9 protein-coding genes are annotated in these 7,790 nt (G+C 62.8%); 4 read left to right on the top strand and 5 right to left on the bottom strand.

The genetic code is table 11. The features are described 5' to 3' along the window. Positions 1-67 precede the first annotated feature (67 nt). Both HU720_RS16160 and HU720_RS16155 read right to left on the bottom strand, forming a co-directional pair. Positions 68-595 carry a transposase gene (locus tag HU720_RS16160; protein WP_346656587.1) on the bottom strand — a complete coding sequence of 176 codons (528 nt, stop codon included), beginning with the start codon at positions 593-595 and terminating at the stop codon, positions 68-70. Positions 596-1,002: 407 nt separating this feature from the next. Continuing rightward, entirely contained in the window at positions 1,003-1,440 is a 438-nt protein-coding gene (locus tag HU720_RS16155) for a hypothetical protein (protein WP_186520941.1), read from the bottom strand. Here HU720_RS16155 and trmL point away from each other — a divergent pair. Beyond that, the gene (gene trmL, locus HU720_RS16150) at positions 1,439-1,900 is read left to right on the top strand and encodes a tRNA (uridine(34)/cytosine(34)/5-carboxymethylaminomethyluridine(34)-2'-O)-methyltransferase TrmL (RefSeq protein WP_186520940.1); all 462 of its coding nucleotides are present in this window, start codon (positions 1,439-1,441) and stop codon (positions 1,898-1,900) included. The two genes, HU720_RS16155 and trmL, sit on opposite strands and share 2 nt — an antisense overlap. Positions 1,901-1,953: 53 nt before the next feature. Here trmL and secB read toward each other — a convergent pair whose 3' ends face one another. The 3 genes from secB to HU720_RS16135 are packed head-to-tail and all read right to left on the bottom strand — an operon-like array spanning position 1,954 to position 3,148. After that, positions 1,954-2,439 (bottom strand): protein-export chaperone SecB, encoded by a 486-nt coding sequence (secB, locus tag HU720_RS16145; protein ID WP_186520939.1) that lies wholly within the window; start codon positions 2,437-2,439, stop codon positions 1,954-1,956. 39 nt (positions 2,440-2,478) lie between these two features. Next, a complete protein-coding gene (gene grxC / locus HU720_RS16140) occupies positions 2,479-2,733 on the bottom strand; it encodes a glutaredoxin 3 (protein WP_186520938.1) in 255 nt (84 codons plus the stop codon). Position 2,734: 1 nt separating this feature from the next. Continuing rightward, positions 2,735-3,148, bottom strand: coding sequence for a rhodanese-like domain-containing protein (locus HU720_RS16135; RefSeq protein ID WP_186520937.1), 414 nt, complete (start codon positions 3,146-3,148; stop codon positions 2,735-2,737). 206 nt (positions 3,149-3,354) lie between these two features. Between HU720_RS16135 and gpmI the strand changes: the two genes are divergently transcribed. The 3 genes from gpmI (at position 3,355) to HU720_RS16120 (ending at position 7,784) form a co-directional block, all read left to right on the top strand. After that, entirely contained in the window at positions 3,355-4,890 is a 1,536-nt protein-coding gene (gpmI, locus tag HU720_RS16130; RefSeq protein ID WP_186520936.1) for a 2,3-bisphosphoglycerate-independent phosphoglycerate mutase, read from the top strand. 174 nt (positions 4,891-5,064) lie between these two features. Further along, entirely contained in the window at positions 5,065-6,363 is a 1,299-nt protein-coding gene (locus HU720_RS16125) for a murein hydrolase activator EnvC (protein WP_186520935.1), read from the top strand. 86 nt (positions 6,364-6,449) lie between these two features. Beyond that, the gene (locus tag HU720_RS16120; RefSeq protein ID WP_186520934.1) at positions 6,450-7,784 is read left to right on the top strand and encodes a S41 family peptidase; all 1,335 of its coding nucleotides are present in this window, start codon (positions 6,450-6,452) and stop codon (positions 7,782-7,784) included. The last annotated feature ends 6 nt before the right edge of the window (positions 7,785-7,790 follow it).

The following is a 7,790-nucleotide window of genomic DNA, read 5'->3' as shown; positions in this document are numbered from 1 at the left end:
CGACTCGATCTCGTAGCCGCTGATTACCCTCAGGGCTGCTCCGCAGCCCAACGCGGGGCAAGCCCGCTCACCACAAAGACGTGTCTTCCAGCGTTTCGCCCAAGCTGCGACATGCGCAGCCTTCAGGAGCGGTTGGTGTCGACACCCAGATCGCATCCCAAAGCGGATAGTCCCCAAGACGCTCTACCAGGCCAGCCCGGATCGGGTTGGCCACTACGTATCTTGCGAAGGCTCTCAAGTCCTCCTCGCGTCTAAGCGCCCGATCATGGTAGCCAACCTGCCATAACTGCCCTTTGACCTTTCCAATTTTGTGCAGCGAACAACGGCTACGCGACTTGAATCGCCGCATGACAGTGGCAAGGGTGGCATCGCCAAGTTCGACCAGCCAGTGGATGTGGTCCGGCATGATTACCCAAGCGAGGCTTTGCAAAGAGCCCTCGTGCTGCGCTTCGGCGAAGTGGAGTGGGAGGCAACGGGCGGACTGAAAATCCTTGAAAAATGGCGTGCGGTCCTTGGTGGTGCTTGTCAAAAGATAGACCCGGCCAGGCTCAGAAAATCGCCCTCGCCTCAGTAGATGGGATTGGGGGTGTTCCATGTCGTCCTCCTTGATGAAGGTATCAAGGTAGATCGGCTCTATGAGGCCCGCGCAAGGTAATGAGCACTCGATGTTTCGGCGCGAAAGCCATCGCGATCAATTACGAGCCCATGCACCGAACCTGTGCCCGCTGCACCGTGCCAAGGCACACCCCCCCTCAAAATCCGGCCAAATCCTCTTCCAAAGCCCGTATTTACGGGTTTTGCAAAACTGGCACGCACCCTGCAATAACCCTTGCATACCCAGTTTCGGGGGTCTCGGTACAGGCAGGCCGGGAAAGCCCCTCTTTTATTCAGCAATACCCGCTTCGGGGACCTCGGTACTAGGCAGGCCGGGACATCCCCTTTTTATTCAAGCAATACCCGCTTCGGGGACCTCGGTACAGGCAGGCCGGGACATCCCCTCTTTTATTCGTGCAGCCTGACCTGCACCTTCCAGCGCCCCGCGTCCTCTGCACCGGCCCACTCGCCACGCAGGGGGCGCGCGGCAATCACCGTCAACAGCAAGCCTTGCTGGCTCTTCTGCAAACGCCACCCCACCGGCTTGCCCTCAAGCAGCAACTGCCCGCGCTGGCTCTTGCCAGCAGCCTGGAACACCACAGCCACGGTGCCGTCGACATTCTCGCCATGCAGCGGCGGCTCATCGTTGAACCACAGGTCCAGCCCATCCTGCACCACCGCCACCTCCTCAAGCACCCGCTCTGCCGGCGCAGTCAGGCGGCCAATCATCAACCCGATCATCACCCCGGCCAGTGCCAGCGACAGGATCATGCGCGGCAAGGCTTTCGAACGCACGTCCGGTTCGGGGGTAGAATGCTCGTCATCTTCATGCTTGGAGCCGTGCATGTTTCACGTCATCCTTTTTCAACCTGAAATTCCGCCGAATACCGGCAACATAATCCGCCTGTGCGCCAACAGCGGTTGTGCACTGCACCTGATCGACCCGATCAGCTTCGAACTCGACGACAAGCGCCTGCGCCGCGCCGGGCTGGACTACCACGAGTATGCCACGCTCAAACGCCACGAAAGCCTGGCAGCGTGCCTGGAACACCTCGGCAACCCAAGGCTGTTCGCCTTCACCACCAAAGGTTCGCACCCGTTCCATGAAGTGGCTTACCAGCCCGGAGACGCCTTCCTGTTCGGCCCCGAAAGCCGCGGCCTGCCAAGCGAGGTGCTGGACAGCCTGCCGGCCGAACAGCGCCTGCGCCTGCCAATGCGCGAAGGCTGTCGCAGCCTGAACCTGTCCAATACCGTGGCGGTGACGGTGTATGAAGCCTGGCGCCAGCAGGGCTTTGCCGGCAGCTGATGCGCTCGGGCACAAAAAAGGGCGACCGAAGTCGCCCTTTTTGCATGTAGCGGTTACTGCACGGTCGGCACTTCGCCGGCTTCCTGCATGCGCTGCATTTCTTGCGCGTACAGGGCGTCGAAGTTGACCGGCGACAGCATCAGGGCCGGGAACGAGCCACGGGTCACCAGGCTGTCCAGGGTTTCGCGCGCGTACGGGAACAGGATGTTCGGGCAGAACGCACCCAGGGTGTGGCTCATGGACGATGCATCGAGGTTGGCAATCAGGAAGATACCGGCCTGCTGCACTTCGGCGATGAACGCCACTTCGTCACCGTTCTTGACGGTAACCGACAGGGTCAGCACGACCTCATGGAAGTCGCCTTCAAGGGCTTTCTGACGGGTGTTCAGGTCCAGCGCAACGCTCGGCTCCCACTGCTGGCGGAAGATCTGCGGGCTTTTCGGGGCCTCGAACGACAGGTCACGCACATAGATGCGCTGCAGGGAAAACTGCGGGCTGGTGTCTTCAGCGGCAGCGCCGTTGGTCTGTTGGTCAGTCATGACGGATCCTTTTCCTAATGTGTTTGAATGCAGTGCAAATCAGTCCGCCAGCAGCGCGTCGAGCTTGCCCGCGCGCTCCAGGGCGTAGAGGTCATCGCACCCACCAACGTGCGTGCTGCCGACCCAGATCTGCGGCACCGAGGTGGCGCCGGCCTTCTGGCTCATTTGCGCGCGAACCTGGGGCTTGCCGTCGACCTTGATCTCTTCGAACGCCACACCTTTGCTCTGGAGCAGGTGCTTGGCGCGCATGCAGTACGGGCAGTAGTCGCTGGAGTAGACGATGACGGGCTTCATATCACTTCACCAGGGGCAGGTTATCGGCTTTCCAGCTGGACACGCCACCGCTGAGCTTGGCCGCTGTGTAACCCGCCTTGAGCAGCTCGCGGCACAGGCCGCCGGACTGCTGGCCCATTGCATCAACCAGGATCAGGGTCTTGTCCTTGTGCTTGTCCAGCTCGGCCATGCGGGCGATGAGCTTGTCCTGCGGGATGTTCACCGCACCGACGATGTGCCCGGCCGAGTATTCCTTGGCGGTACGGATATCGACCACCAGGGCCTTGTCGGCGTTGACCAGCGCGGTCAGCTGGCCATTGCTCAGGCTCTGGCCGCCACGACGCACTTCGTTGACCAACAGCAGGATCAGCAGAACGACGAAGATCGCCACCAGGATGAAGTGATCTGTCGCGAATTGAATCAGGTGAGCAACCATCGGGGGTGTTCCAGGCGATTGAAAATGGCGGCCAGTATACACAGCACCCCAATACCACCAAAGCCCGCTGGGCCAGCGGCAAATCGCCTTTCATCCGACATGCCCGAGCGCGCCGGTCGGGCATGGGGAGGAATATTCGCCGCAGATGGCGCATTTGCCCTAAAATGCGTGTCTTTATCATCTTTGAACAACCGTGAGTTTGATTGATGACGAGCACGCCTAAACCTCTGGTCCTGATCATCCTGGATGGCTTCGGTCACAGCGAAAGCCCTGACTACAACGCCATCTACTCTGCCAACACACCGGTCTACGACCGCCTGCGCGCCACCCAGCCGCATGGTCTTATTTCCGGTTCCGGCATGGATGTCGGCCTGCCAGACGGGCAAATGGGCAACTCCGAAGTCGGTCACATGAACCTCGGCGCCGGCCGCGTGGTGTACCAGGACTTCACCCGGGTGACCAAAGCCATCCGCGATGGCGACTTCTTCACCAACCCGGTGCTCACCGGCGCGGTGGACAAGGCCGTTACTGCCGGCAAGGCCGTGCATATTCTCGGCCTGCTGTCCGATGGCGGCGTGCACAGCCACCAGGACCACCTGGTCGCCATGGCCGAGCTCGCCGCCCAGCGTGGCGCCGAGAAAATCTACCTGCACGCCTTCCTTGATGGCCGCGACACCCCGCCGCGCAGCGCCCAGTCGTCCATCGAGCTGCTCGATGCCACCTTCGCCAAGCTGGGCAAGGGCCGCATCGCAAGCCTGATCGGCCGCTATTTCGCCATGGACCGCGACAACCGCTGGGACCGCGTCAGCGCTGCCTACAACCTGATCGTCGACAGCGTTGCCGACTACAGCGCGCCGACTGCCAAGGCCGGCCTTGAGGCCGCCTATGCTCGCGACGAAAGCGACGAGTTCGTAAAAGCCACGCGCATCGGCGAGGCCGTCAAGGTCGAAGACGGTGATGCCGTGGTGTTCATGAACTTCCGTGCCGACCGCGCCCGCGAGCTGTCGCGGGTGTTCGTCGAGCCGGATTTCGCCGAATTCCCCCGCGCGCGGCTGCCAAAAGTGGCCGCCTTTATCGGCCTGACCCAGTATTCGGCCAAGATCGCCGCCCCTGCGGCCTTCGCCCCGGCCAGCCTGGACAACGTGCTGGGCGAGTATCTGGCGAAAAACGGCAAGACCCAGCTGCGCATCGCCGAAACCGAGAAGTACGCCCACGTGACGTTCTTCTTCTCCGGCGGGCGCGAAGAGCCGTTCGAGGGTGAAGAACGCATTCTGATCCCGTCGCCAAAGGTCGCCACCTACGACCTGCAGCCCGAAATGAACGCACCGGAAGTGACCGATCGCATCGTCGAGGCCATCGAGCAGCAGCGCTTCGACGTTATCGTGGTCAATTATGCCAACGGCGACATGGTGGGCCACACCGGCGTATTCGAGGCAGCAGTCAAGGCTGTCGAGGCGCTGGACACCTGCGTCGGGCGTATCGTCGAAGCCCTGGACAAGGTCGATGGCGAGGCGCTGATTACCGCCGACCACGGCAACGTCGAGCAGATGGAAGACGAATGCACCGGCCAGGCGCATACCGCGCATACCACGGAGCCGGTGCCGTTCATCTATGTTGGCAAGCGAACGGTCAAGGTCCGCGAAGGCGGCGTGCTGGCCGACGTGGCGCCAACCATGCTCAAGCTGCTGGGCCTGGAAAAGCCGGCTGAAATGACCGGCACGTCGATTCTGATCGACGCTTGACCCTTGTGGGAGCGGGCTTGCCCCGCGACAGCAATCGCGGGGCAAGCCCGCTCCCACAAGTGGCTCCCAGCGCAATTCCAGACAAACGCCCCGCCGCATCCGCCGCTGGGCGTTTTTTTTGCACGCCCACGCGGGCATACTAGGCCAGTCTCCATCCCTGGTACGCCCAACCCCATGCTCCGCGCCCTTCTATTACTAGCCCTGTCATGCCTGCTCGCACCGGCCTTCGCTGCCGACGAGCGCGCACAGACCCAGCAGCAGCTGGACGCCACCCGTCAGGACATTGCCGAGCTGAAGAAAATGCTGGGCAAGCTTCAGGACGAAAAGTCCGGCGTGCAGAAAGACCTCCAATCCACCGAGACCGATATCGGCAAACTCGAAAAACAGGTGGAGGCACTGCAGCAGGAACTAAAAAAGACCGAGGGCGAGCTGGAGCGCCTTGATCACGAGAAAAAAAAACTCCAGAGCGCCCGCGTTGAACAACAGCGGCTGATTGCCATCCAGGCCCGTTCGGCCTACCAGAACAATGGCCGCGAGGAATACCTCAAGCTGCTGCTCAACCAGCAGAACCCCGAGAAGTTCGCCCGCACCCTGAGCTACTACGACTACCTCAGCAAGGCGCGCATGGAGCAGTTGCGTGCCTTCAACGAGACCCTGCGCCAGCTGGCCAACGTCGAGCTCGACATCGGCCGCCAACAGGAGCAACTGCTGGCCCAGCAGGCCGACCTCGACAGCCGTCGCCAGGCGCTGGTGGCCGAGCGTGACAAACGCAAGCAGGTGCTGGCCAAGCTCAACAGCGACATGAAAGAGCGCGACCAGAAGCTGCAAGCCCGCGAGCAGGACCAGGCCGAGCTTGGCAAGGTGCTCAAGACCATCGAGGAAACCCTCGCCCGCCAGGCCCGCGAGGCCGAGGAAGCCCGCCAGCGTGCCCTGCTGGCCGAGCAGGAAGCAGAAAAACGCCGCAAGGAACAGGCCCTGGCCGCAGCCCGCGACAACACGCCTGAAGAGGTGCCGAAAAAGGCCCGCACCACATTGGGCCCGGTGGTTTCCAGCGACGGCGCCAACTATGGCGGTGCTTTTTCTGCAGCACGGGGAAAACTTCCCTGGCCGGTCAATGGTCGATTGCTGGCACGTTTCGGTGATGCGCGCGGCAGCGATGCCCGAGCCAAGTGGGACGGCGTGATGATCAGCGCCAGCGCCGGCACCCAGGTGCGCGCCGTGCATGGCGGGCGCGTGGTGTTCGCGGACTGGTTGCGCGGCGCCGGACTTCTGGTCATTCTCGACCATGGCAATGGTTACCTGAGCCTGTACGGCCACAACCAGAGCCTGCTCAAGAGCGCCGGCGACGTGGTCAAGGCCGGTGAAGCCATTTCCACCGTCGGCGACAGTGGCGGCCAGGAAGATGCAGGCCTGTACTTCGCGATTCGCCAGCAGGGCCGCCCCGCCGACCCTGCGCAATGGTGCCGCGGCTAGGCACCCTTTACTTTTACGGTGCGGGCACAACAGCCCGCACCGATGCTCCCGCAAGGGGCGCCAACAGGATCAGGAGTTCGTTCGACATGCTGCACTCGCCTCGCCTCACCCAGCTGGCCCTGACCATCGCCCTGGCGGTTGGCGCACCTCTGGCCATCGCTGCCGAGCCGGCCAAGCCTGCGGCTGCCGCCAAACCGGCTGCGGCCCCGGCCACCGAGGCTACCGCCAAGGCGCCGCTGCCGCTTGAAGAGCTGCGCACCTTCGCCGAGGTCATGGACCGCATCAAGGCCGCCTATGTGGAGCCTGTGGACGACAAGACCCTGCTGGAAAACGCCATCAAAGGCATGCTCAGCAACCTTGACCCGCACTCGGCCTACCTTGGCCCTGAAGACTTCCAGGAACTGCAAGAGAGCACCAGCGGCGAATTCGGCGGCCTGGGCATCGAAGTGGGCATGGAAGACGGCTTCGTCAAAGTGGTTTCGCCCATCGACGACACCCCCGCGTCGCGCGCAGGCATCGAGGCCGGCGACCTGATCGTCAAGATCAACGGCGCCCCGACCCGTGGCCAGAGCATGACCGAAGCGGTCGACAAGATGCGCGGCAAGATCGGCGACAAGATCACCCTGACCCTGGTGCGCGATGGTGGCACGCCGTTCGACGTGACCCTGGCCCGTGCGGTTATCCAGGTAAAAAGCGTCAAGAGCCAACTGCTCGAGAACGACTACGGTTACATCCGCATCACCCAGTTCCAGGTCAAGACCGGCGAAGAAGTCGGCAAGGCGCTGGCCAAGTTGCGCAAGGACAACGGCAAGAAGCTGCGCGGGGTAATCCTCGACCTGCGCAACAACCCAGGCGGCGTGCTGCAATCGGCCGTCGAAGTGGCCGACCACTTCCTGACCAAGGGCCTGATCGTCTACACCAAGGGCCGCATCGCCAACTCCGAACTGCGTTTTTCGGCCGACCCCGCCGACGCCAGCGAAGGCGTACCGCTGGTGGTGCTGATCAACGGCGGCAGCGCCTCGGCTTCGGAGATCGTCGCCGGCGCCCTGCAAGACCAGAAACGCGGTGTGCTGATGGGTACCGACAGCTTCGGCAAAGGCTCGGTGCAAACCGTGCTGCCGCTGGCCAACGACCGCGCCCTGAAGCTCACCACCGCGCTGTACTTCACCCCTAACGGCCGCTCGATCCAGGCCCAAGGCATCGTCCCCGACATCGAAGTGCGCCCGGCCAAGCTCACCGCCGAAGCCGACACCGAGAACTTCAAGGAAGCGGACCTGCAAGGCCACCTGGGCAACGGCAATGGCGGCGCCGACCGCCCGACCGGCAGCAGCAAGCGCAAGGAGCGTCCGCAGGACAACGACTTCCAGCTCAGCCAGGCGCTCAGCCTGCTCAAGGGCTTGAACATCACCAAGGGCGACTGACCCACG

The sequence above is a fragment of the Pseudomonas sp. SWRI51 genome (genome assembly GCF_014268825.1).
In the GTDB taxonomy this organism is placed as follows: Bacteria; Pseudomonadota; Gammaproteobacteria; order Pseudomonadales; family Pseudomonadaceae; genus Aquipseudomonas; species Aquipseudomonas farsensis.
Note: the sequence above shows the minus strand (reverse complement) of the source record. Positions and strands in the feature narration are given on the sequence as shown.

Excerpts from the sequence above, each read along its gene's own strand:
- HU720_RS16160 (WP_346656587.1), bottom strand. The coding sequence starts at position 595 with ATGGAACACCCCCAATCCCATCTACTGAGGCGAGGGCGATTTTCTGAG.
- trmL (WP_186520940.1), top strand. The coding sequence starts at position 1,439 with ATGTTTCACGTCATCCTTTTTCAACCTGAAATTCCGCCGAATACCGGC.
- HU720_RS16155 (WP_186520941.1), bottom strand. The coding sequence starts at position 1,440 with ATGCACGGCTCCAAGCATGAAGATGACGAGCATTCTACCCCCGAACCG.
- secB (WP_186520939.1), bottom strand. The coding sequence starts at position 2,439 with ATGACTGACCAACAGACCAACGGCGCTGCCGCTGAAGACACCAGCCCG.
- grxC (WP_186520938.1), bottom strand. The coding sequence starts at position 2,733 with ATGAAGCCCGTCATCGTCTACTCCAGCGACTACTGCCCGTACTGCATG.
- HU720_RS16135 (WP_186520937.1), bottom strand. The coding sequence starts at position 3,148 with ATGGTTGCTCACCTGATTCAATTCGCGACAGATCACTTCATCCTGGTG.
- gpmI (WP_186520936.1), top strand. The coding sequence starts at position 3,355 with ATGACGAGCACGCCTAAACCTCTGGTCCTGATCATCCTGGATGGCTTC.
- HU720_RS16125 (WP_186520935.1), top strand. The coding sequence starts at position 5,065 with ATGCTCCGCGCCCTTCTATTACTAGCCCTGTCATGCCTGCTCGCACCG.
- HU720_RS16120 (WP_186520934.1), top strand. The coding sequence starts at position 6,450 with ATGCTGCACTCGCCTCGCCTCACCCAGCTGGCCCTGACCATCGCCCTG.